Annotated in this window: 19 protein-coding genes and 2 tRNA genes; 5 read left to right on the top strand and 16 right to left on the bottom strand. The window is 66.5% G+C overall.

Translation table 11 applies throughout. From position 1 onward, the window contains the following. Window position 1 precedes the first annotated feature (1 nt). Window positions 2–421, top strand: coding sequence for a CBS domain-containing protein (locus ACTWPB_RS00105; RefSeq protein ID WP_446223721.1), 420 nt, complete (start codon window positions 2–4; stop codon window positions 419–421). 1 nt (window position 422) lies between these two features. Here the strand turns inward: ACTWPB_RS00105 and ACTWPB_RS00100 are convergent, their stop codons facing one another. From ACTWPB_RS00100 to ACTWPB_RS00090, 3 genes are all read right to left on the bottom strand, one after another. Next, window positions 423–881 carry a deaminase gene (locus ACTWPB_RS00100; protein ID WP_446223720.1) on the bottom strand — a complete coding sequence of 153 codons (459 nt, stop codon included), beginning with the start codon at window positions 879–881 and terminating at the stop codon, window positions 423–425. A 145-nt stretch (window positions 882–1,026) separates the two neighbouring features. Continuing rightward, complete coding sequence (locus ACTWPB_RS00095; RefSeq protein ID WP_446223719.1) at window positions 1,027–1,707, bottom strand: RibD family protein; 681 nt, start codon at window positions 1,705–1,707, stop codon at window positions 1,027–1,029. Beyond that, complete coding sequence (locus ACTWPB_RS00090; RefSeq protein WP_446223718.1) at window positions 1,704–2,366, bottom strand: aminodeoxychorismate/anthranilate synthase component II; 663 nt, start codon at window positions 2,364–2,366, stop codon at window positions 1,704–1,706. Before ACTWPB_RS00090 ends, ACTWPB_RS00095 begins: the two co-directional genes overlap by 4 nt. 334 nt (window positions 2,367–2,700) lie before the next feature. Here ACTWPB_RS00090 and crgA point away from each other — a divergent pair, with 334 nt between their 5' ends. Both crgA and ACTWPB_RS00080 read left to right on the top strand, forming a co-directional pair. Continuing rightward, window positions 2,701–2,964 (top strand): cell division protein CrgA, encoded by a 264-nt coding sequence (crgA, locus tag ACTWPB_RS00085; RefSeq protein WP_446223717.1) that lies wholly within the window; start codon window positions 2,701–2,703, stop codon window positions 2,962–2,964. A gap of 84 nt (window positions 2,965–3,048) precedes the next feature. Next, entirely contained in the window at window positions 3,049–3,492 is a 444-nt protein-coding gene (locus ACTWPB_RS00080) for a PH domain-containing protein (RefSeq protein ID WP_446223716.1), read from the top strand. Between the two features lie 101 nt (window positions 3,493–3,593). Here ACTWPB_RS00080 and ACTWPB_RS00075 read toward each other — a convergent pair whose 3' ends face one another. Continuing rightward, complete coding sequence (locus ACTWPB_RS00075; RefSeq protein WP_446223715.1) at window positions 3,594–4,127, bottom strand: peptidylprolyl isomerase; 534 nt, start codon at window positions 4,125–4,127, stop codon at window positions 3,594–3,596. A gap of 69 nt (window positions 4,128–4,196) precedes the next feature. On the opposite strand from ACTWPB_RS00075, the gene ACTWPB_RS00070 reads away from it, so the two are divergent. Next, window positions 4,197–4,346 (top strand): hypothetical protein, encoded by a 150-nt coding sequence (locus ACTWPB_RS00070; protein ID WP_170112099.1) that lies wholly within the window; start codon window positions 4,197–4,199, stop codon window positions 4,344–4,346. A 14-nt stretch (window positions 4,347–4,360) separates the two neighbouring features. On the opposite strand, the gene ACTWPB_RS00065 is transcribed toward ACTWPB_RS00070, so the two are convergent. Further along, entirely contained in the window at window positions 4,361–5,155 is a 795-nt protein-coding gene (locus ACTWPB_RS00065; RefSeq protein WP_446226539.1) for an ABC transporter permease, read from the bottom strand. 56 nt (window positions 5,156–5,211) lie between these two features. Beyond that, window positions 5,212–6,213 (bottom strand): ATP-binding cassette domain-containing protein, encoded by a 1,002-nt coding sequence (locus tag ACTWPB_RS00060; RefSeq protein ID WP_446223714.1) that lies wholly within the window; start codon window positions 6,211–6,213, stop codon window positions 5,212–5,214. 607 nt (window positions 6,214–6,820) lie between these two features. Here ACTWPB_RS00060 and ACTWPB_RS00055 point away from each other — a divergent pair. Further along, window positions 6,821–8,401, top strand: coding sequence for a serine hydrolase domain-containing protein (locus ACTWPB_RS00055; protein WP_446223713.1), 1,581 nt, complete (start codon window positions 6,821–6,823; stop codon window positions 8,399–8,401). Between the two features lie 20 nt (window positions 8,402–8,421). Here ACTWPB_RS00055 and ACTWPB_RS00050 read toward each other — a convergent pair whose 3' ends face one another. The 10 genes from ACTWPB_RS00050 to dnaA form a co-directional block, all read right to left on the bottom strand. After that, window positions 8,422–9,321, bottom strand: coding sequence for an acyl-CoA dehydrogenase family protein (locus ACTWPB_RS00050; RefSeq protein ID WP_446223712.1), 900 nt, complete (start codon window positions 9,319–9,321; stop codon window positions 8,422–8,424). Window positions 9,322–9,326: 5 nt separating this feature from the next. Then, window positions 9,327–9,399 (bottom strand) — tRNA-Ala (locus tag ACTWPB_RS00045). 169 nt (window positions 9,400–9,568) lie between these two features. Next, a tRNA-Ile gene (locus tag ACTWPB_RS00040) sits at window positions 9,569–9,642 on the bottom strand. Window positions 9,643–9,774: 132 nt separating this feature from the next. After that, a complete protein-coding gene (locus ACTWPB_RS00035) occupies window positions 9,775–10,752 on the bottom strand; it encodes a DUF3566 domain-containing protein (RefSeq protein ID WP_446223711.1) in 978 nt (325 codons plus the stop codon). Window positions 10,753–10,794: 42 nt separating this feature from the next. Then, window positions 10,795–13,302 carry a DNA gyrase subunit A gene (gene gyrA, locus ACTWPB_RS00030; protein WP_446223710.1) on the bottom strand — a complete coding sequence of 836 codons (2,508 nt, stop codon included), beginning with the start codon at window positions 13,300–13,302 and terminating at the stop codon, window positions 10,795–10,797. A gap of 58 nt (window positions 13,303–13,360) precedes the next feature. Then, window positions 13,361–15,394 (bottom strand): DNA topoisomerase (ATP-hydrolyzing) subunit B, encoded by a 2,034-nt coding sequence (gene gyrB / locus ACTWPB_RS00025; RefSeq protein WP_446223709.1) that lies wholly within the window; start codon window positions 15,392–15,394, stop codon window positions 13,361–13,363. Window positions 15,395–15,834: 440 nt separating this feature from the next. Continuing rightward, window positions 15,835–16,371, bottom strand: a complete 537-nt coding sequence (locus ACTWPB_RS00020; protein WP_446223708.1) for a DUF721 family protein — start codon at window positions 16,369–16,371, stop codon at window positions 15,835–15,837. A gap of 122 nt (window positions 16,372–16,493) precedes the next feature. Beyond that, window positions 16,494–17,696 (bottom strand): DNA replication/repair protein RecF, encoded by a 1,203-nt coding sequence (recF, locus tag ACTWPB_RS00015; protein ID WP_446223707.1) that lies wholly within the window; start codon window positions 17,694–17,696, stop codon window positions 16,494–16,496. A gap of 24 nt (window positions 17,697–17,720) precedes the next feature. After that, complete coding sequence (dnaN, locus tag ACTWPB_RS00010) at window positions 17,721–18,896, bottom strand: DNA polymerase III subunit beta (RefSeq protein WP_056822597.1); 1,176 nt, start codon at window positions 18,894–18,896, stop codon at window positions 17,721–17,723. Window positions 18,897–19,682: 786 nt separating this feature from the next. After that, the gene (gene dnaA / locus ACTWPB_RS00005; RefSeq protein ID WP_446223706.1) at window positions 19,683–22,004 is read right to left on the bottom strand and encodes a chromosomal replication initiator protein DnaA; all 2,322 of its coding nucleotides are present in this window, start codon (window positions 22,002–22,004) and stop codon (window positions 19,683–19,685) included.

Raw genomic sequence — 22,004 nt, 5'->3', positions numbered from 1 at the left:
TATGACAACAGCCAGGGACATCATGAAGCCCGGTGCCCAGTGGATCACCCGCAATGACACCGTGGCGACCGCGGCGGCGTCGATGGCCGATCTCGGAGTCGGATCGATCGTCGTCGCCGATGACGACGAGCGCATGTGCGGCATCATCACCGACCGCGACATCGTGGTGAAGTGCGTCGCGCTCGGTCTGTCCCCTGATATGACAACGGCCGCGGAACTCTGCGAGTCGACCCCGCGGTGGGTCAGCGCGGACGCCGACGTGGAGGACGTGCTCGACCAGATGGAGTCGCACCGGGTGAAGCGGATGCCGGTGATCGAGAACAAGCGCCTGGTCGGAATGATCAGCGAGGCCGACCTGGCGCGGCACCTCGACGACAATCAGCTCGGCGAATTCGTGACCGCCATCTACGGGCGGCCGTGAGCTAGCTCAAATCCAGGTGGCTGTTCATCGACATCGCAGCTGCGGCGAGGTCGGTGAGCTCCACCACGCGCACGCCATGGGTGCGGAGTGTGTCCACACCCGCGCAGGCGGCGACGAACAGGCTCGGCTCACGCCAGGCGATGACCACCGTGGGAATGCCCGCGGCCAGAATGCGATCGGTGCACGGCAGCCGGGTCGCGGTGGCGCGGGTGGAGCACGGTTCGAGGGTGCTGTAGATCGTTGCCCTGGTCAGGCGGGGGTCGTCGGAGTCGAGTTTGTTCAGCGCCGCCTCTTCGGCGTGCACCTTCGCGTCGGTTTCACGGGAGAAGCCGGTGGCGATCTCCACACCGTCGGCGACGATGACCGCGCCGACCGAATAGGCCGTCTCGCTGGGGGGACAGTTCCTGGCGAGCTCTATGGCCCTGTGCATGAACCGGTGGTCGGTGTCGTCGTGGCTCATGTCGTTTCCCCTGTGGTCGGCGAGTTATCCACAACTCTCGCGTGATGTGGAATCAGTCGTGTTCAGGTGTGGAGCAAAGTTGTCCGCGAACTGTGGAGAGTGGGATTTTCCCAGGTCAGTGCCATGATTTTGTTCGCGGTACCAGTTAGTTGCCGGGTTGGGGATCGGGGCTGACCAGGTAGTTCAGCACAGCGACATCCCCAAGTTGTTCCACACCCACCAGGTGCAGCCTGCGACCTGCGCCACCGGGGAATTCGGCCGGTCCGACGAAGCGTGGGGCCGCCGGATCGCCGACCAGGATCGGCGCGATCGCCAAGCGGATCTCGTCGACCAGGTCGGCGGCCAGGAAGCCGGTGTGTATGCCGGTGCCGCCTTCGACCATGAGCCGGTGGATACCTCGGGTGCTGAGATCGGCTACCAGGGCGCCGAGCGCGAGTCGCTCGCCGAGGCTGATCACCTCGGCGAGGCCGTCGAGCTGGTCGGCCAGCTTCGCGGCGCCCGCATCGGAGGTGTAGACGAGCTTGTCGCCACCGGTGTGCCAGAAGCGCAGGTTCGGATCGAGATCACCGGAATCGGTGACGGTCACCTTCACCGGATGCTCCGGTTTGCCCGCCGACACCCGCGCGGCCCGGCGCTCGGCACTGTTCACCAGCAACCGGGGGTTGTCGGTGCGCAGCGTTTGCGCACCGATCAGGATGGCGTCGGATTCGGCACGGATCTGATCGACCCGATCGAAGTCGGCGGTGTTCGACAGCAGGAGTCGCTGCGCACTCGCGTCATCGATGTAGCCGTCCAGACTGGCGGCCACCGAAAGCAACACCCTCATTTGGTCACCAGCGCGGCGACCTCCGCCTCGAGCACGCAGATGAGTGCCTCCGACGGTCGTTCGCCGCAGACCTCGAGCCAGTTGGCGAGCATCCGGTGCCCGCCCTGGGTGAGCACGGACTCGGGGTGGAATTGCACGCCGTGGATGGGCAGGGTGCGGTGGCGCATCGCCATCACGATGCCGCTGTCGGTGTGGCCGACGACAACCAGCTCCTCGGGGACGGTCTCCGGGAGAACCGTCAGCGAGTGGTAGCGGGTGGCGGTGAAGGGGTCGGGCAGACCGGCCAGCACGCCGGACCCGAGATGGAACACCTCGCTGGTCTTGCCGTGCAGCAGTTCGGGTGCCCGGTCGACGGTGCCGCCGAACGCCTCGCCGATCGCCTGATGCCCGAGGCACACGCCGAGCAGCGGCATATTGTGCCGCGCGGCCGCGTGCACGAGCGGGATGCTCGCGCCGGCGCGGTCGGGGCTGCCGGGACCCGGGCTCACCAACACGCCGTGGAACGCGCCGCCCTCGTCGCCGATGGTGAGCAGGGTGTCCAGATCGTCGAGGCGGGGGTCGTCATTGCGCCAGACCACGACGTCGGCACCAAGCTGGCCGAGGTACTGCACCAGGTTGAACACGAAGCTGTCGTAGTTGTCGACGACCAATACACGCATGCGTCGAGGGTACGTGGCGAGCACTGTTCTCGGCGCGCCTCCGCCTCTGGACTGACCGGAGGGTGCGACGAAGGAGTGCCCGGAGGGAGGGAAGAGGTGGAGTCAATCGCCGAGAACCGCGCAAATGGGCAGAGAGAACCGCGGCGCCAGCCGCCGATGACACAGCCGTTCTCGGCGCGCCTCCGCCTCTGGACTGAGTGGAGGGTGCGACGAAGGAGTGCCCGGAGGGAGGGAAGAGGCGGAGTTAAGCGCCGAGAACCGCGGCGCCAGCCGCCGATGACACAGCCTGGTGGGATAGCCTAGGAGTTACCTGTACTCCGAATTCGAGGACGTCATGCCCAAGTCCAAGGTCCGCAAGAAGGCCGACTACACCCCGAGCCCCGCCAGCCGCACGCCGGTGAAGGTGAAAGCGGGGCCGTCGCCGGTCTGGTACGTCGCGATCATGCTGGGCTTCATGCTCGCCGGTCTGGTGTGGCTGATCGTTTACTACCTGGCACAGGACCAGATCGGTTTCATGCTCGATCTGGGCGCCTGGAACTTCCTGATCGGGTTCGGCCTGATGGTCGTCGGCCTGATCATGACCATGCGATGGCGCTGATCGCAGCGGATTACACCAGTGTTATTCATGCACACCTGTGGATAACCCTGTGCACAACTCGAGGATAGAGGGGCGAACAACCGCGTGAACGACGCACAACCGGTCTCGTGGTCGACCCCTGTCGCAGGTCTGCTCGCCGTCACCGGCGGCGGAATTCTGCTGGTCGTGACCGCGATCCTCGCCAACGACGGGCCGAGCCGGCTGCTTGTCGGCATCGCCGCGGTCGCGGTACTGGCAACGGCCGCCCTCGGTCTCCGGCAGCGCCCCCGGCTCACCATGTTTCCCGGCTCCGCGCCGCGTCTGGTGGTGGGCACGCTCACCGGCCCGAAGGAATACCCCCTGGACCGGATCGACCGGATCCGGATGGTCTCCTACCGGCGCATCGGCCGCAAGACCGCGATGCTCGAAGTCGACGTTCGCCACGACGACACCGAGCGTCTGCTGATCTTCGGCCGCTGGGACCTCGGCACCAACCCTCACGACGTCTACGACGCCCTGGTCGTCAACGGCTTCGCCGCTGTCACATAGCGGCTGGTGCCGCTGTGACCACCGACTGACGTTGTTTCACGTGAAGCAACAGGACTCCCCGCCGCGATGATCCGCGGCGGGGAGTCCTTTTATGGCTGTGATCAGTCGATAGTCACGGCCGAGATGATGACCGGCTCGTCCGGGCGATCATTGCGATCGGTCTTCACCGAGGCGATCGCGTCGACCACTTTGCGCGAATCGGGGTCGACCACCTCGCCGAAGATCGAGTGCTTGCGGTTGAGATGCGGCTGCGCGCCGACGGTGATGAAGAACTGTGAGCCATTGGTCTCGGTGCCGGCGCCCGCATTGGCCATCGCGAGCAGATAGCCGCGGTCGAAGCGCAGATCCGGGTGGAACTCATCGGCGAACTCGAAGCCCGGCCCACCGCGGCCGGTGCCGGTCGGATCGCCACCCTGGATCATGAACCCCGGGATGATCCGGTGGAAGACGGCGCCGTCGTAGAACGGGCCACTTTCCGTACCGCCGGCATTGACGGTCGAGTACGGCGCGCTGCCGTCGGCGAGACCGACGAAGTTACGCACCGTCTTCGGGGCGTGGTTACCGAAAAGCGCGATCCTGATATCGCCGTGGTTGGTGTGCAGAGTTGCCACGGCCGTCTGGTTGGGTGAGGTCACGCAGTTATGGTGCCACGCGGCAAGCCGAATCCGTTTGTGCCACGTGGTCGAATGAAGGACAGTGGTGGAATGAAGCTTCGTAATCCGCTGCTCGCGTCGATCGCACTCGCCGGGGCGGGCGCCCTGGCTTACCTGGCCCGCGCCAAGCGGCCACAACTGCCCGAACCGGCCGCCGAGCCGCCGCGTCTCGGGTATTCCCGCAACGGCTCGGCGCACTAGTTCCGGGGAGTTCCTCAGCGACTGACCGACTTCTTGTACTGGATCTGAGCCAGCGGCACGAAGACGATCAGGATCACCGCGACCCACAGCAGCGATGTGGCCACCGGATGCTGCATCGGCCACGCCTGCGAGGGCGGTGCCATCGGGTTGACGTTGCCGAACAGGTCACGCACCGCCTGGGTGAGCGCCGAGACCGGGTTCCATTCGGCGAAGACCCGAAGCGGGCCAGGCATGTTGTCGAGCGGAACGAACGCGTTGGACAGGAACGTCAGCGGGAAGATCACCATGAAGCTGGCGTTGTTGAATACCTCCGGCGCGCGCACGATCAGACCGACCACGGCCATCATCCACGACAGCGCGTAGGCGAACAGCAGCATCAACGCATACGCCAGCACCGCGTCGAGGAACGACCCGCGGATCCGCCAGCCGACGACGAGCCCGGTCAGCGACATCACCACCAGGCTGACGATATTGATCACCACATCGCTGATCGTGCGCCCGACCAGCACCGCCGACGGCGCCATCGGCAGTGACCGGAACCGGTCGATGATGCCCTTCTGCATGTCTTCGGCCAGGCCGGCACCGGTGAAGGTCGCACCGAACACCACCGTCTGGGCGAAGATGCCGGCGATCAGGAATTCGCGGTAGCCGCCCTCCAGCCCCGGGATGCTGATCGCCGAGCCGAAGACGTAGGCGAACAGCAGCACGAACATGATCGGTGACATCGTCGTGAAGATCAGCACGTCGGGCACACGCTTGATCTTGATGACATTGCGTTTGGCGATGGTGATGCTGTCGCTCACCACCATCGCCAGGCGTTCGCCGAGGCTGGGATGTTCCACTGCGGCTTTGTCGAGCGTGGCGCTCATCGGTTCTTTCCTTCCACGGCGCCCACGGTCTCCGACTCGCGATCGCCGTTGACGAGTTCTTCGGCCTCGTGCCCGGTGAGCGTCAGGAAGACGTCGTCGAGCGAGGGTCTGCGTAGTGCGACGTCGTTGATGGTCACCTTGTGCTCGGTGAGCCTGCCGATGGCGGCGACCAGGTCCTGTGATCCGTCGGCCACCGGCACCGTGAGCTTGCGCAGGCCGGGTTCGAGATGGATCTCGCCATCGGCGAGCCCGCTCAGCACCTGCTGGGCGACGCCCAGCTGATCGGCGGCGCCGACGGTGAGTTCGATCCGGTCGCCACCGACGAGGGCCTTGAGTTCGTCGGCCGTGCCGCGCGCGATCACCTTGCCGTGGTCGATCACCGCGATCGCATCGGCGAGGCGGTCGGCCTCGTCCATGTACTGGGTGGTGAGCAGCAGCGTGGTGCCGCCGGCGACCAACTCCTCGATGACGTCCCACAGGTCGAGCCGGGCGCGCGGGTCGAGACCGGTGGTCGGCTCGTCGAGGAACAACACCGGCGGGTTGGCCACCAGCGCGCCTGCCAGGTCGAGGCGCCTGCGCATACCGCCCGAGTAGCCCTTCACCGGCCGATCGGCGGCGTCGGTGAGCCGGAAGCGGTCGAGCAGTTCGCGGGCCCGCTCCTTACTGCGCTGGGTGCCGAGGTGGTAGAGCCTGCCGACCATTTCGAGATTCTCGAAGCCGGTGAGGTATTCGTCGACCGCGGAATATTGGCCGGAGGCGCCGATGCGCGAGCGCAGGGCCTGTGGATCGTGGAGCACGTCGATACCGGCGACGGTGGCGGTGCCCTCGTCGGGGATCAGCAAAGTGGTGAGAACGCGAACAGTCGTGGTCTTGCCCGCGCCGTTGGGGCCGAGTAGCGCGGTGACGGTACCTTCCGGTACGGACAGGTCGAGTCCGTCCAGGGCAACGAGCTGCCCATACCGTTTGACCAGACCCTCGGCGACGATTGCGTCGGGCATGATTCTCCTGAAGTCGTGGATTGGCGATGCTTTGCCAGTATTGCCCTACCCACCGACAAGTCGCATCCCCAATTCCGGCGCGACCACCCATCAGATGTACACAATTGTTCGACATGCCGACACGCGGCGACACGCGGCGAATCGGACTGATTTTCTGTCTCACAACACGAACAAGAGGCCCTGTTACCTGGACGGCCGCCCTACACGAGACGAGAACATGTTCACCGGCGATTCCCCGTAAAGCCTTGCGTACCAGCCGATTCCGATCTCCGTAAGACACCTGACAAGCACCACCCACGCATACCAGCCGATCACCACGCCCCAGGCCACCACCGACACCCGCACCCGCACCCGAAAAAACTCGCGAACTCGCCCGGTGCGCCTCCACGAATTCCGCGCGTATCGCGTAGGATCGTTCACGTCGGCCCCTCCCCCCCGGGCCGACCCTACGCGGGCCTCGGCTAACTCCCCCCCTTCGCCGAGGCCCGCTCCCCATTTTCCGGCAAGGTCGCAGCTCGGCAGATCAGCCGAAGCGCACCGGTACGCCGAGCGTCACAGTCCGGCCACGTTCCGGCGATCACCCGGCAACCAGGGTTATCGTCGGCCGATGGTGCCTGGTCGCGGTGTGATCGCCGGGGTCGTCTTATCGATGACGCTCCTGGTTGGTTGCACCGGATCCACCGACGAGCACCCCACCGCGACGCCGGCCGCCGAGCTCCCCCCGAACCAGGTCGCCGGTGTCGCCCTGCCCGCCGACGCGGTCGGCAAAGCCATCGGACGGCTCGACGAACTGACTGGCTCGCTGATGGAGTCCAGCGGCATCCCCGGCATGGCTGTCGCTGTAGTACACGGCGGAAAGACCGTGTATGCCAAGGGTTTCGGCGTTCGTGCGGCAGGCGCGCCGGACAAGGTCGACGCCGACACCGTCTTCCAGCTGGCCTCGGTGTCGAAGTCGCTCGCCGCGACCGTCGTGGCCAACCAGGTCGGCGCGGACGCGATCGAGTGGACCACCCCGGTGGTCACGCATCTCCCGTCGTTCGCGCTGGCCGATCCCGCCACCACGGCCCAGCTCACCGTCGGTGACCTGCTCGCGCACCGCAGCGGCCTGCCCGACCACGCCGGCGACCGGCTCGAAGACCTCGGCTACGACCAGGCCGCGATCCTGGACAAGCTTCGTCTCGAACCCCTCGACCCGTTCCGGATCACCTACCACTACACCAACTTCGGATTCACGGCCGCAGCCGAATCCGTGGCCGCGGCGGCCGGCAAGGACTGGGCCCAGCTGTCGGCCGATGCCCTCTACACGCCCCTCGGCATGCGCGACACCAGCTCTCGCTTCGACGACTTCCAGGCCCGCCCGAATCATGCGGTCGGGCACGTGAACGTCGATGGCAACTGGGTCGCCCGCTCCGTGCGCGATCCCGACCCCCAGTCCCCCGCGGGCGGCGCGAGCTCATCGGTGAACGACATGGCCCGCTGGCTGACGATGCTGCTCGGCGACGGCACCGCGGGCGCGACGACCATCGCCCCGCCCGAAGCGCTGCTGCCCGCCGTCACGCCGCAGATCGTCTCGGCCCCGCCGTCGACCCCCGTCGCGCGGGCGGGCAGCTACGGGTACGGCTTCAACGTGTCGGTCTCCGCGGCAGGGCGCACCGCCACCAGTCATTCCGGTGGCTTCAGCCTCGGCGCGGCGACCAACTTCCTGGTGATCCCGTCCGCCGACGTGGCCATCGTCGCGCTGACCAACGCCGCGCCGCTCGGCATCCCGGAGACGTTGACCGCCGAGTTCGCCGATCTGGTGCAGTTCGGCGAGGTACGCGAGGACTGGCGCGGCCTGTACCGCGACGCGTTCGCCGCCTTCGACGATCCGGAAGGTGAGCTGTCCGGCAAGCCCGCCCCGGCGAATCCGGCCCCCGCACAGCCACTACCGACCTACGAGGGCACCTACGACAGCGCCTACTGGGGCCCCGCCACGATCGTCGCGACCGGCACCGACCTGCGCCTGACCATCGGCCTCGAGCAGCGGACCTATCAACTCCGGCACTGGGACGGCGACACCTTCGCCTTCGACTTGAGCGGCGAGAACGCCCCGCCCGGCAGCGTCACCTCGGCGCGGTTCGCCGACGGGACTCTGACGATCGACTACTTCGACGAAAGCGGCCTAGGGACGTTCACCCGGACTGGTTGACACAGCACCGAACCTGTCGATCAGGCCAGCGCGCGCCACGCGGTCGCCAGCCGCGCCGCCCTGACCTTGCCCGCCACCCCGAGCAGCGGCACGTCACGCTCCCAGCGCTTCCTGACCTCCGGGTCCACCGGCGCCCACAGCGGCTCCAGTTCGGTACGCAGCGCGGTCAGCCGATCGAAGAGGCCGCCGAGCGCGATGTGCACACCCGGGGAGCTGGGGTCCTCGGCACCGACCCCACGTACCGCCGCAAACAGCGCCAGCAGCTGCTCTACGGGCTCCGCGGGCCACTGCGCTAGCCGGGCAACCCGGACGAGCTGACCGAGCACAGCGGCCACCACGTGCAGGTCCTCGACCGTCCGGAACGGCTTCAGATAGTCCGTGTAGCCGTCACCGGGCAGCAGTTCGCCCGGCGCGGCATCGAAAGTGACTCCCGCGTGCGGGATCTCGGGCGCGAAGGGCAGCGCGGGCAGCGGCGTGATCGCGGTTGACGCACCGGCAGGCACCAGCACAGCTCGCAGGATCGGCCTGCCATCGGGCTGAGTACCCGATCGGGCGATGACCAGGAACCGATCGGCGAACGTACCGAGCGTGGCGAAGGATTTCGTCCCGCTGACGACGCCGTCGCCACTCACCGTCGTGGTCATCGTCGACGGCCGCGCACCGGCGGCCTCGGTCGCACACATCGAGGTGAGCGCGGCGGAATCGAGCGAGGGTACCAGCGCGTGCAGCGCTTCCTGATACCCACCGAGAAACGCGGGACCTGTACCCGCACTGTCGAATCCGGCGATCGCCGCCCGGTCGATGGAACTCGCGAAATCGTGGGACCGGGCGCGGTGACGCGCCCACACCGTGGCGAAATCAGCCGAAACTACGTCGGCCGGTGCGGCGGTGAGAAGAAAATCGAATACCGAGGAATTCACAGATGTGGAGCCTAGGGGAATCGAACCCCTAACCCCTGCCTTGCAAAGGCAGTGCTCTGCCAATTGAGCTAAGGCCCCTTACTGGTCGCTGACCAGCTGGCAACCCGAAATCAGCGAGTGGTGACGTCGCGCCAGAGGTCTGCGTCGTCGCGCTTGCGGAATTTGCTGACACCGATGAGAACGGCGATCACAACACCGACCATGAGGACAATCTTCATGATTCCCACCCTACTGTGCTGTTCGGGAGTGGGCCTAGGAGGACTTGAACCTCCGACCTCTTCGTTATCAGCGAAGCGCTCTAACCGCCTGAGCTATAGGCCCGAACTCATTTCGATCCCTGCCTGAGCAGTGAACCGCAACGAGAAACGAGGTTACCTTACCTGGCTACCGATAACCAAAACGGCCGGTCAGACCCAGTTTCCTGAGCTGACCGGCCGTGCGGAAAACCTACTTCTAGTCGGGATCGGCCAGGGTCACCTGGATGCCACCGACCAGATCGCAGCACTGGTTGTAGATGAACACGCCGACCGTGGCCAGCGCGGTGAACAGCACCACGTTGATCAGGCCGATCACACCGGCGTAGCCGAAGACCGTGCCCGCGTCGATCAGGCTTGTCGAGCTGCCCTCCTGGTTCAGCATCTCGCCCAGCGAGTTGTCCAGGTTGTCCCAGACGCCCATGCCGGCCAGCACGATGTAGAGCAGGCCGACGGCCACCATCCACACGAAGAACAGCGCGACGCTGATCACCAGCGTGATCTTCAGGGTCGACCACGGGTCGATCCGGCGGATCTGCACCGTCGCGCGGAGTGGCTCACCCGACGCGGCGGCCGCGATGGCCACCGGCGCCGCTGGCGAGACCGTGCTCGCCGCGGCGGCCCGTGCACTCGGCCCCATGCTGTGCTGCTGGTACTGGGGCTGCGGCGCCATCGGTAGACCGGGAGGCACCACCGGTGCCTCGGGTGCCGGGTGGCGCACGTCGGATAGGTCGGGCATGTCCTTGACCAGTTCCGGACGCGCGATGCTGCGGGTCGGCCCGTCGATACCGACGGACTTCACCATCGCCGCTTCCTTGCGGGCCGCCTTGGCCGCCAGGTCCGCCGTGGTGCGGGCGTTGGACGCACCGCTGCCCTTGAGCCCACCCGCGGCCGCCCCCGATGCGGGGCGCCCCTGGCTCGGCGATTCGCCGGGACGGTACAGGTTCGACTGCGGTTCGCGCTGCGGCAGCTGAGCCCACCCGTCCTGGTAGGGCGACGATTTGCTGCCCTTACCGTCGAGCGAATCGGTCCCGGCCGCACCGGATTCCGGCGCCGCGCCCTCGGCCGGACCGCCCTGGCGTGGGATCGGTCGCGGCGGGATCGGAGACGTGGCGATCCGTTCGGTGACGCCGTTGGTCTGGTTCCGATCGTCGTTCGACTGATTCGGTGTGGTCAATGGAATCCTCAGATCCGTTCGTTGCCGCCGCTATTTGGTGTGTTACTCCGAAGCCACGTCGCCGAGGAGCTGATCGGGATCGGGCTCGTCGGCGTTGCGCGCGATCGCTAGCAAGGTATCGCCATCCGCGAGGTTCATCAATCGGACGCCCTTGGTCTGGCGTCCAGCCTTACGAACCTGCTTGGCTGCGGTGCGGATGACGCCACCACTGGAAGTGATCGCGTACAACTCGTCCTCGTCGTCGACGATGAGCGCACCCACCAGGCTGCCACGCTTCGGATCGTATTGGATTGTCAATACGCCTTTTCCGCCACGGCCCTGCGCGGTGTACTCCTCGATCGCGGTCCGCTTCGCATACCCGCCGGCCGTCGCGACCAGCAGATATGTCTCCAGACGCACCACATTGAGCGAGAGCAGCTCGTCGTCGGTGTTGAAGCGCATGCCCTGCACGCCGGAGGTGGCGCGACCCATCGGACGCAGCGCCTCATCGGTCGCGGCGAAGCGGATCGACTGGCCGTGCGCCGAGACCAGGAGCAGGTCATCGTCGGACGAGCACAGCACCGCACCGACCAATTCGTCGTCGTCGCGCAGGTTCACCGCGACGATGCCGCCGGAGCGGTTAGAGTCGAAATCGGTGAGTTTGGACTTCTTCACCAAGCCCGTGCGTGTCGCGAGCACCAGGTACGGGGCGTCCTCGTAGGTCTTGAGCTGGATGATCTGGGCGATCTTCTCATCCGGCTGGAACGCGAGCAGGTTGGCCACGTGCTGACCACGCGCGGTCCGGTTGGCCTCTGGCAGCTCGTAGGCCTTGGCCCGGTAGACGCGGCCCTTGTTGGTGAAGAACAGCAGCCAGTCGTGCGTGGACGATACGAAGAAGTGCTTGACGATGTCGTCCTGCTTGAGGCCGGCGCCCATCACGCCCTTGCCGCCGCGCTTCTGCGAGCGGTAGAGGTCGGTCTTGGTGCGCTTGGCGTAGCCGGTCTCGGTGATCGTCACGACCACGTCCTCGCGGGCGATCAGATCCTCGTCGTTGACGTCACCGTCGGCGGCGATGATCCTGGTCCGGCGGTCGTCGCCGTGCTTTTCGACGATCTCGGCCAGCTCGTCGCGCACGATCGCGCGCTGCCGCTGCGGCTTGTCCAGAATGTCGCGGTAGTCGGCGATCTCGATCTCTATCTTGGCCAGATCGTCGATGATGCGCTGACGTTCCAGTGCCGACAGTCGACGCAGCTGCATGTCGAGGATGGCGGTCGACTGGATCTCGTCGATCTCGAGCAGCTGCATCAGGCCGGTGCGCGCGGTGTCGGTGTTGGCCGCACCCCGGATCAGCGCGATGACCTGGTCGAGCATGTCGAGCGCCTTGACCAGGCCGCGCAGGATGTGGGCCCGCTCCTCGGCCTTGCGCAGCAGGTAGCGGGTACGCCGGACGATGACCTCTAGCTCGTGATTGACGTAGTAACGAATCATCTGGTCAAGGCGCAGCGTGCGTGGCACACCGTCGACGATCGAGAGCATGTTCGCGCCGAAGCTGGTCTGCAGCTGGGTGTGCTTGTAGAGGTTGTTCAGCACCACCTTCGCCACCGCGTCACGCTTGACCGTCACCACGATGCGCATGCCGACACGGTCGGAGGACTCGTCGTGGATATCGGAGATACCCGCGATCTTCGCGTCCTTCACCTGCTCGGCGATGGAGTTGACGAAGTTGTCGGTGTTGACCTGGTACGGCAGTTCGGTGATGACGATCGTGGTGCGGCCACGCGCGTCTTCCTCGATCTCCACCACACCGCGCATGCGGATGGAACCGCGACCGGTGGTGTAGGCGTCGTGGATGCCCTGCCCGCCCACGATCAGGCCGTGCGTCGGGAAGTCGGGGCCCTTGACCCGCTCCATGCAGGCGGCGAGGGTGGATTCCTCGTCGGCCTCGTAGTTCTCCAGCGCCCAGTAGATGGCCTCGGCCAGCTCGTTGAGGTTGTGCGGCGGGATGTTGGTGGCCATGCCGACCGCGATGCCGTTGCTGCCGTTCATCAGCAGGGCGGGCACGCGGGCGGGCAGCACGGTCGGCTCCTGCGAGCGACCGTCGTAGTTCGGGACGAAATCGACCGTCTCGGAGTCGATATCGCGCAGCATCTCCATCGCGAGCGGCGTCAGCCTGCACTCGGTGTAGCGCATGGCGGCCGCGCCGTCGTTGCCGCGGGAACCGAAGTTGCCCTGGCCGTCGACCATCGGGTAGCGCAGCGACCACGGCTGGGCCATGCGCACGAGGGTGTCGTAGATCGACGAGTCGCCGTGCGGGTGGTAGTTACCCATGGTCTCGGCGACCGGGCGCGCGGACTTCACATAGCCGCGATCGGGGCGGTAGCCGTTGTCGTACATCGCGTAGAGCACACGACGGTGCACCGGCTTGAGGCCGTCGCGCACATCGGGCAGCGCGCGGCCCACGATCACGCTCATCGCGTAATCGATGTAGCTGTTCTGCATTTCGGTCTGGATATCGACCGGTTCGGTCCGGTCGCCCGCACCGCCGGACGGGGGCAGCGTGGTCTCAGTCATCAAATCTCCTTCGAGGGGCCGACATGCGAGCGGGCGCGCCCATCAGGCGCTGCGCCGCTTACACATCGAGGAAACGGACGTCCTTGGCATTGCGGGTGATGAAGCTGCGACGTGCCTCCACGTCCTCGCCCATCAGCACGGAGAACAGCTCGTCGGCCGCGGCCGCGTCGTCGAGCGTCACCTGACGAAGCACCCGAACCGCGGGGTCCATCGTGGTTTCCCACAGCTCCTTGGCGTTCATCTCGCCAAGACCCTTGTAGCGCTGGATACCGTCGTCCTTGTTGATCTTCTTGCCTGCGGCCAGCCCGGCCTCGACCAGCGCGTCGCGCTCGCGGTCGGAGTAGGCGAACTCCGGGTCCGAACGCATCCACTTGAGCTTGTACAGCGGCGGCTGGGCCAAGTACACGTGACCGTGCTCGACCAGCGGGCGCATGAAGCGGAACAGCAACGTGAGCAGCAGCGTCGCGATGTGCTGACCGTCCACGTCGGCGTCGGCCATCAGGATGATCTTGTTGTAGCGCAGCTTGGCGATATCGAACTCGTCGTGGATACCGGTACCGAAGGCGGTGATGATCGACTGGACCTCGTTGTTCTTGAGGACACGGTCGATGCGGGCCTTCTCGACGTTGATGATCTTGCCGCGCAGCGGCAGGATCGCCTGGTACATCGAGTCGCGGCCCGACTTCGCCGAGCCACCGGCGGAGTCGCCCTCGACGATGTAGATCTCGCACTTGCCCGGATCCTTGGACCGGCAGTCGGCCAGCTTGCCCGGCAGCCCGCCCAGGTCGGTCGCCGACTTGCGGCGCACCAGCTCGCGCGCCTTGCGGGCGGCCATCCGGGCCTGCGCCGAGGACACCGCCTTCTGCACGATGGTCTTCGCGTCGGCCGGGTTGGCCTCGAACCAGTGCTGCAGGTGCTCGTTGCAGGCACGCTGCACGAACGACTTGACCTCGGTGTTGCCCAGCTTGGTCTTGGTCTGGCCCTCGAACTGCGGCTCGCCGACCTTGACGCTCACGATGGCGGCAAGGCCCTCGCGGATGTCGTCACCGGTGAGGTTGCCGTCCTTCTCCTTGAGGAGCTTCTTCTCCTTGGCGTACTTGTTGACCACCGTGGTCAGCGCCGCGCGGAAGCCCTCTTCGTGGGTGCCGCCCTCATGGGTGTTGATCGTGTTGGCGAAGGTGTGGACCGACTCGGAGTAACCCGAGTTCCACTGCATCGCGACCTCGAGCTCGTGGCCGGTGCCCTTGACCGTGTAGCCGACGACCGAGTTGTGGATGGCCGACTTGGTGCGGTTGATGTGGCGGACGAAGTCCACCAGGCCGCCCGGGTAGTGGTAGGTGCGCGTCTTCACCTTGTGTTCGACCGCTTCCGCGGCGACCACCTCGGCGTCCTTGGGCGCCTCGGCGGTCTCACTGACCACTTCATCGGTGATGTCGCCGACGGCGACCCGCTCATCGGTGAGCTTGATGGTGAGGCCCTTGTTCAGGAAGGCCATCTCCTGCAGGCGCCGTGCCACGGTCTCGAAGTTGTAGGTCGTGGTCTCGAAGATGTCCGGGTCGGCCCAGAACCGCACCGTGGTGCCGGTGGCCTTGGTCGGCTCGCCCTGCACGAGCTTGCCTGGCTTGGCGTCCTTGTAGATCTGGTGCCAGTGGTAGCCGTCGACGTCGATCTCGACCTCGACCTTGGTCGAGAGCGCGTTCACCACCGAGATACCGACACCGTGCAGACCACCGGACACCGCGTAGGAGTCGGAGTCGAACTTGCCACCGGCGTGCAGCTGGGTCATGACGACCTCGATGGTCGGCACACCCTGCGCGTGCATTCCGACCGGGATGCCACGACCGTCGTCGATCACCTCGACGCCGCCGTCGGCGAGCAAGGTCACCTCGACCTTGGTCGCGTAGCCGGCCATCGCCTCATCGACCGAGTTGTCCACAACCTCCCAGATGAGGTGGTGCAGACCGCGTTCACCGGTGGACCCGATGTACATGCCAGGGCGCTTGCGCACCGCCTCGAGGCCTTCGAGGACCGTGATGGAAGAGGCACCGTAGCCTGAATTGTTGCCCGATGCGTTGGAGTCGTTGGCAGCCACTTCTCGGTAGCTCTCCTTACTTGCTGATCCCTGGCGCAGCGATCCGGGCAGCACGCGCACGGCCCCGAAGAGCCATCAGATATCACGGACTGCACAGCACGCGCCGAGGGTTCGCCGCTGGTTACGTCACCATCCTACTGGTAAGCCCAACTTACAGTGCACCTACGACACCCCTGGCTTCCCGTGTAATGCAAGAAATCGCCTCACCGCGAGGCGGTTCCGCCTCCCCGGGTATTTTGCCGATCGTAGGCGCGAATAGAGTATGTCCTCGGGCCAGCGGCCGGGAGGCGTGAGATTTGTGGGGTTCCAGGGAAGTTACCCATGTTCTCGCGAAATCGGCTGCCGCCTTCGAAGTTATCCACAGGCTCTATGCACATGTCCACAACTCGGGGCGCGAGAGCGGCGCGGGCGCAACCGATCTCGCCCCGGTCACCGCGCGGCTACCCGTAGGTATCGCGCGGGCCACGGCCCTTGATGTGGCGCTCACCCTTGCGCCAGCTCGGCGCGGCGGGGCCGGTGATGCGCAGTGAGGTGACCACGCCATGGCCGACCGCGGCATTGATCTTGGCCAGGATCTGGCCCTGCAACATGCGCAGCTGAGTGGCCCACGCGGTGGACTCAGCGGCGATCTTGAGCACACCGCCTTCGAGGGTCACCGGGGTGGCGTGAGACGCGATGTCCTCGCCGACCACACGCGCCCAGCTGCCGAACACCGTGCCCTCTGCTACCTTGCCTGACCAGCCACGATTCTTCGCCAGCGACCCACTGAGCGCGCCGAGGAGCTGGGGATCACGGGCATCGGGGCCGGACCCGGACCAGCCGCTACGGCGCCTGCCACCGGCCCGCAACTTGCGCACCGGCGAGGCCCTGCCCTGCCCGACGGACTTGCCGCTGGCCTTGGCCGCGGCGCGCGCCTCTTCCAGCGCACGACGGGCCAGATCGATGCCGCGCAGCTCCGGTGCGGGTTCTTCCGGCACGGGGTTCCGCCTTCCGGGGTCGAGGGTGGATGGAGTCTACGCCGGGGCGCCGACAGGCTCGTCGAGCACCAATCCGGCATATGTCCAGCATGTTGCCGGTTTTCCACAGGGGCTGGGGATAACTATCGCGATCTGTGCATATCCTCGGCGTGTTCGGCGACCTCGGGGACGATCTGTGAGATACGCCGGTCGGCCTCGCCGGTCGTTTGCACACGCAACGGTTCGGCAGCCAGTTCCGCGGGCACGTCCTCGGCCACCGCGGCCGTGATCAACACCTGCTCGGCACCCGCGGCCACCTCCGCCAGCGCGGCGCGGCGGCGGCGGTCGAGCTCGGCGAACACGTCATCGAGCAGCAGCACCGGTTCGGAGCCCTCACTGCGCAACAGCTCGAACGAGGCCAACCGCAGCGCAAGGGCGAACGACCAGGACTCACCGTGACTGGCGAATCCCTTCGCGGGCGCGCTGCCGAGCAGCAACTCCAGATCGTCACGATGTGGACCGACCAGACAGACCCCGCGATCGAGCTCCCGGTTCCGCGCCGCGGCCAGCTCGCGCAGCATGATCTCGTGCAGCAGCTGTGCATCACTGGCCGCAGGCGCCCTGGCCGGATCGAGGAGTTCCGGTGGGAGATATCCGGAGCGGTAAGTGATTGTGGCAGGACGTGATTCGGGCGCGATCGACCGATATGCCTGGGACAGATGGGGATACAGGTCGTGCACCAGGCGCAGCCGCTCGGCGAGCAGCACCGCCGCGTGGTCGGCGAGGTGCCCGTCCCACACGTCGAGGGTGCCCAGATCGGCACGCGAACGAGATTGGCGCCCAGCCGTTTTCAACAGCGCCGAGCGCTGCCGCAGCACCTTGTCGTAGTCGGCGCGGACACCGGCGAGCCTGGGCAACCGGGCGGTGGACAACTCGTCGAGGAACCGGCGCCGCTCCCCCGGATCCCCACGCACCAACGCCAGATCCTCCGGCGCGAACAGCACAGTGTGCAGAATCCCCAGGATCTCGCGTGCGCGGCGCACCGGCGAGCGATTGATCTGCGCGCGGTTGGCACTGCCCGCTTTGAGTTCCACATCCACGCGCAGTTCCCGGCCCGTGTTCACCACGGTGGCCCCGATCCTGGCCTGGGTGGCGCCCATCCGGATCAGCGGCGCGTCAGCGGAGACCCGGTGTGAACCGAGCGTCGCCAGATAGCCGACCGCCTCGAGCAGATTGGTCTTGCCGTTGCCGTTTGCCCCCAGCAGCACCGTGCGCCCTGGGGATAACTCGAGGTCGGCGTGTTCCCACGAACGGAAATCACGGACCGACAGCTCACGGATGAACATGCAGGCCTAGCCGCCCCCGCCGGCTCAGCCGGGCAGCCGGACCGGCATCAACAGGTAGATGTACTGGCTCTCCAGCGCCGCGAACGCACCCGACTCGAGCACCTTGGGCTCCTCGTCGGAGGCGGGCAGCAGCACGGCGGGACGGCTGGGGGTGGTGAACCCGAAGGTGACCCGGTCGGTGTGCAGGGCGGCCAAGCCCTCGGTCAGGTAGCCGGGGTTGAACGCGATCGTGAGCGGTTCGCCGCGGAAATCCGCTTCCAGCCATTCCTCGGCCCGGCCCGCGTCGTCCCCACCCGCTGACAGCAGCACGCCGTCTGTGGAGAACTCGAGCCGCACCTGGGCACCGCGCTCGGCCACCAGGGCGACACGCTTGATCGCCTCCGACAGCACGGCGACGGGCAAGGTGGCGATGGAGGTGTGCTCCTTGGGGAGCAACTGGCGGAACTTGGGGAATTCCGCGTCGAGCAGCCGGGTGGTGGTGCGCCTGCCGCCGTTGACGATGCCGAGCAGACCATCGGCGCCGCCACCGCTGCCAAGCGACAGCTGCACGGGTGCCTCGGCCGCACCGAGGGTCTTGGCGGCCTCGGACAGCGTGCGCGCGGGGATGAGCACCGCGGTCTCGATATCGGAACGGGTCGGCTGCCACTGCAGATGGCGCACGGCGAGGCGGAAACGGTCGGTGGCGGCGAGCACCACGTCGTTGCCCTCGATCTCGACCCGGATGCCGGTGAGCATCGGCAGGGTGTCGTCACGGCCTGCGGCGACGGCGACCTGGCCGACGGCCTCGGCGAACACATCGACGGTGAGTTCACCGGTCTGCTGCGGTACCTCGGGCAGCTGGGGATAGTCCTCGACCGGCATGGTCGGCAGGGAGAACTTCGCGCTGCCACAGGCGATGAGCACGCGGGTGCCGTCGACGGAGACATCGACCGGCTTGTTCGACAGCGACTTGGTGATGTCGGCGAGCAGGCGGCCCGAGACCAGCACCTGGCCGGGACCGGCGACCTCGGCCGCGACGCGCATCTGCGCGGAGACCTCGTAGTCGAACCCGGAGACCGTCAGGCCGTTCTCGTCGGCCACCAGCAGCACACCGCCGAGAACAGGCACCGGAGGCCGGGACGGGAGACTGCGCGCCACCCAGGCCACCGATTCGGCGAAGTCCTCTCGGGCGACCCGAAACTTCATGCTCGCAAGCTCCATCGCCCGATTTGTCCTCTCCGAGTTTCGAATCCGTGTGCGGGTGTGTGTCAGCGGAGTTGAACTGCTGTGTCGGCCGCGCAATGAGTCTCGCACAACCGACCGACAACCAAACGGTACCCGTGCAGTGCGCGAACTCCGCATCGACCCTCCCGGCCGATTCCGCCTCGTCGAACCACCCCGCTCCTCCTTGCCCGCCTGTGAGTGAACAACCGACGAAGCCGAGCCTCCCCCACCGAGTTTCCACACACCCTGTTTTAAAAGAGTTCTCTCTAGAAGGAGAACTGAAGTAGTAGTAGGCACTGTGGAATCTGTGGATTTCGCCCGAATCCGCAGGTCAGAGCGCTTGGTGGGATGGGGATGGCCTTGGGGTGACTCGAGGATGAATCGGCGGTGGCTGTGGAGGGGTGGAGTTGTCCCCATTCCATCCTCGAGTTGTCCTCGAGTTGTTCCACCGGATTCACCCAGTTGTTCACAGGTCGGGCCAGCCTGGTGGCAACGGTGGGGATTCCTCGAGGACTCCACAGGGACTCCTCGAGGAATCCACAGGCCAGATTCGGTGACGTCGCAGGTCACCGCTAGTGCACAGGTGTTAGTAGACCGTCTTGTGGATGATGTGGACAACTGCCTGTGCATGAACGCTGCACACCCGCGCCCAACACCCTGTGCACCGACCGGTGCACAAAGGTGTGGATTCCTCGAGGAGTCCACAGGAATTCCTCGAGGAATCCACAGGGCAAAAAAGAACACCGCCCCAGGTCAGGGCGGTGTTCCGGGTTGGGGATGAAATCAGCGGGAGCGCTGTTTAATTCGGGCTGTGAGTTCTTGGACCTGGTCGTAGACGCGACGGCGCTCGGTCATCTCCTTGCGCACTTTTTTCTCCGCGTACATCACCGTCGTGTGGTCGCGACCGAACGCCTGGCCGATCTTGGGCAGCGACAGATCGGTCAGCTCACGGCACAGGTACATCGCGATCTGGCGGGCCTGCGCCAGCGGACGCGCCTTGCCGGGCCCGGTCAGCTCCTCGAGCGTGGTGTTGAAGTACTCGGCGGTGACGGCCATGATCGTCGCCGCGTTGATCTCCAGCGCCGCGGTGTCGGGCATCAGATCGCGCAGCACCACCTCGGCCAGCGAGAGGTCGAGCGGCTGACCGTTGAGCGAGGCGAACGCCGTCACCCGGATCAGCGCGCCCTCGAGCTCGCGGATATTGCGCTCCACCCGGCTCGCGATCAGCTCGAGCACGTCGTGCGGCACATCGAGCCGGTCCATCCGCGCCTTCTTGCGCAGGATCGCGATGCGAGTCTCCAGCTCAGGGGGCTGCACATCGGTGATCAGGCCCCACTCGAAGCGGGTCCGCAGCCGTTCCTCCAGGGTGGCCAGCTGCTTGGGCGGGCGATCCGAGGACACCACGATCTGCTTGTTCGCGTTGTGCAGGGTGTTGAAGGTGTGGAAGAACTCCTCCTGGATGCCTTCCTTGCCCTCGATGAACTGGATGTCGTCCACCAGCAGGATGTCGGTCTCGCGGTAGCGGCGCTTGAACGCGACCTTGCGGTCGTCGCGCAGGCTGTTGATGAAGTCGTTGGTGAATTCCTCGGTGGAGACGTACTTCACCCGCATACCGGGAAACAGGCGCTGCGCGTAGTGACCTGCCGCGTGCAGCAGGTGGGTTTTGCCCAATCCCGAAGCGCCCCAGACGAACAGCGGGTTGTAGGCCCTTGCGGGAGCCTCCGCGATGGCGACCGCGGCAGCGTGCGCGAACCGGTTGGACGCGCCGATGACGAAGGTCTCGAAGGTGTACTTGGCATTGAGACTGGCCGAGGACGAGGACTGCGGCGGCGCCTCGGGCGACTTGCTGAAATAGGTCGGCCAGTTGTTGCGGTTGCTGACCACCGGTTCGTCGTCGACCGGCTGGGCACCGGGCTGACCTGGGAACGGCTTGTCCTGGCCCTCGGCGCTCGGCTCCTCGGCGCGGGCAGCGGCGGGCTCTTCGGACGGCCTGCCGCGGTTCGGTGCGCGCTGCGGCGGGTCGGGCGTGAACAGCGACTCCTGCCCGGAGTGGTCGCGGCGGGGCGCGGCCGCCTGCTCACGGCGCACGGGCGGCGCGGTCTCGGGGACCCGCTGGTCCGGACGCGCGCCACGGAACTCACCGCGGCCGCCGAACTCGGCACCGGGATAGTCGGGGACCGGGTACGCCACGGTCGGCTCGAAATCGGTGCCGGGGAAATCGTTGCGCTCGCCCTGGTACTCGGATGGCTGGGTGTATTCGGACGGTGGCTGCTTGTATTCCGGCTGCTGGCCGTACTCCGAGGGGGCCTGCTGGTATTCGGGCTGCTGGCCGTACTCGGAGGGCGCCTGCTGGTATTCGGACTGCTGGCCGTACTCCGAGGGTGCTTGTTTGTATTCCGCGGACTGGCTGAACTCCGACGGCGCCTGCTTGTACTCCGACTGTTGCTGGTAATCGGGCTGTTGCTGCTGGTACTCCGGCTCTGCCGGGTACTCGCGGTGCCCCGCGTAGTCGTTGCGCTCGCCGTACTCGCCGGCCTGCCCGGGGTACTCCCGGCCGCCGTAACTGTTCGGGTACTCACCGTTGGCCGGATAGTCGGGGGACGACTGATAGTCGTTGCCGTACTCGCCGCCCTGGGCGGGGTACTCGCCCGCGCCGTAGCGCGGCCTGCCGTACTCACCGCGAGCGGCGTAATCGGGAACGCTGAAATCGGGGCCGGGATAACCGGCGGGCGGGCGGACCTGCTCGCGCGGACGCTCGGGCCTGCTCGTCATCCTGGCGTGCCGGGGCGAACTACCTGCCCGCTCCCCCGCGGCCGGGCTCGGCGCGGCGATGCGCACTCCGAGTCCTTCCACTTGGGGGCCGAGTCTGCGGCCGAGCGATCGCAGGATCGGCTCGCGCAGATCGCGCTCGATCGCCTCCTGTGCCAGCGACGACGGGACCGACAGCAACGCGAAACCCTGCGCGACGGTGAGTGGCTTCACCAGCTTCAACCAGGCCTGCTGCGCGCGACTCACCGCGGGGATGGCGCCGTCGGCAGAGCCGGTGGTGAGCTCGGCAACCACCTCCGGCCACACTGTGGCCAGCACGTTCTGCTCGTCGTCCAT

Source organism: Nocardia sp. IBHARD005, assembly GCF_052814245.1.
The sequence above is the reverse complement of the archived record's forward strand: the minus strand, read 5'-3'. Positions and strand labels throughout refer to the sequence as shown.

What these genes read in the sequence shown, in the direction of transcription:
- ACTWPB_RS00105 (WP_446223721.1), top strand. Translation starts at nt 2, where the DNA reads ATGACAACAGCCAGGGACATCATGAAGCCCGGTGCCCAGTGGATCACC.
- ACTWPB_RS00100 (WP_446223720.1), bottom strand. Translation starts at nt 881, where the DNA reads ATGAGCCACGACGACACCGACCACCGGTTCATGCACAGGGCCATAGAG.
- ACTWPB_RS00095 (WP_446223719.1), bottom strand. Translation starts at nt 1,707, where the DNA reads ATGAGGGTGTTGCTTTCGGTGGCCGCCAGTCTGGACGGCTACATCGAT.
- ACTWPB_RS00090 (WP_446223718.1), bottom strand. Translation starts at nt 2,366, where the DNA reads ATGCGTGTATTGGTCGTCGACAACTACGACAGCTTCGTGTTCAACCTG.
- crgA (WP_446223717.1), top strand. Translation starts at nt 2,701, where the DNA reads ATGCCCAAGTCCAAGGTCCGCAAGAAGGCCGACTACACCCCGAGCCCC.
- ACTWPB_RS00070 (WP_170112099.1), top strand. Translation starts at nt 4,197, where the DNA reads ATGAAGCTTCGTAATCCGCTGCTCGCGTCGATCGCACTCGCCGGGGCG.
- ACTWPB_RS00065 (WP_446226539.1), bottom strand. Translation starts at nt 5,155, where the DNA reads ATGGTGGTGAGCGACAGCATCACCATCGCCAAACGCAATGTCATCAAG.
- ACTWPB_RS00060 (WP_446223714.1), bottom strand. Translation starts at nt 6,213, where the DNA reads ATGCCCGACGCAATCGTCGCCGAGGGTCTGGTCAAACGGTATGGGCAG.
- ACTWPB_RS00055 (WP_446223713.1), top strand. Translation starts at nt 6,821, where the DNA reads ATGGTGCCTGGTCGCGGTGTGATCGCCGGGGTCGTCTTATCGATGACG.
- gyrA (WP_446223710.1), bottom strand. Translation starts at nt 13,302, where the DNA reads ATGACTGAGACCACGCTGCCCCCGTCCGGCGGTGCGGGCGACCGGACC.
- recF (WP_446223707.1), bottom strand. Translation starts at nt 17,696, where the DNA reads ATGTTCATCCGTGAGCTGTCGGTCCGTGATTTCCGTTCGTGGGAACAC.
- dnaN (WP_056822597.1), bottom strand. Translation starts at nt 18,896, where the DNA reads ATGGAGCTTGCGAGCATGAAGTTTCGGGTCGCCCGAGAGGACTTCGCC.
- dnaA (WP_446223706.1), bottom strand. Translation starts at nt 22,004, where the DNA reads ATGGACGACGAGCAGAACGTGCTGGCCACAGTGTGGCCGGAGGTGGTT.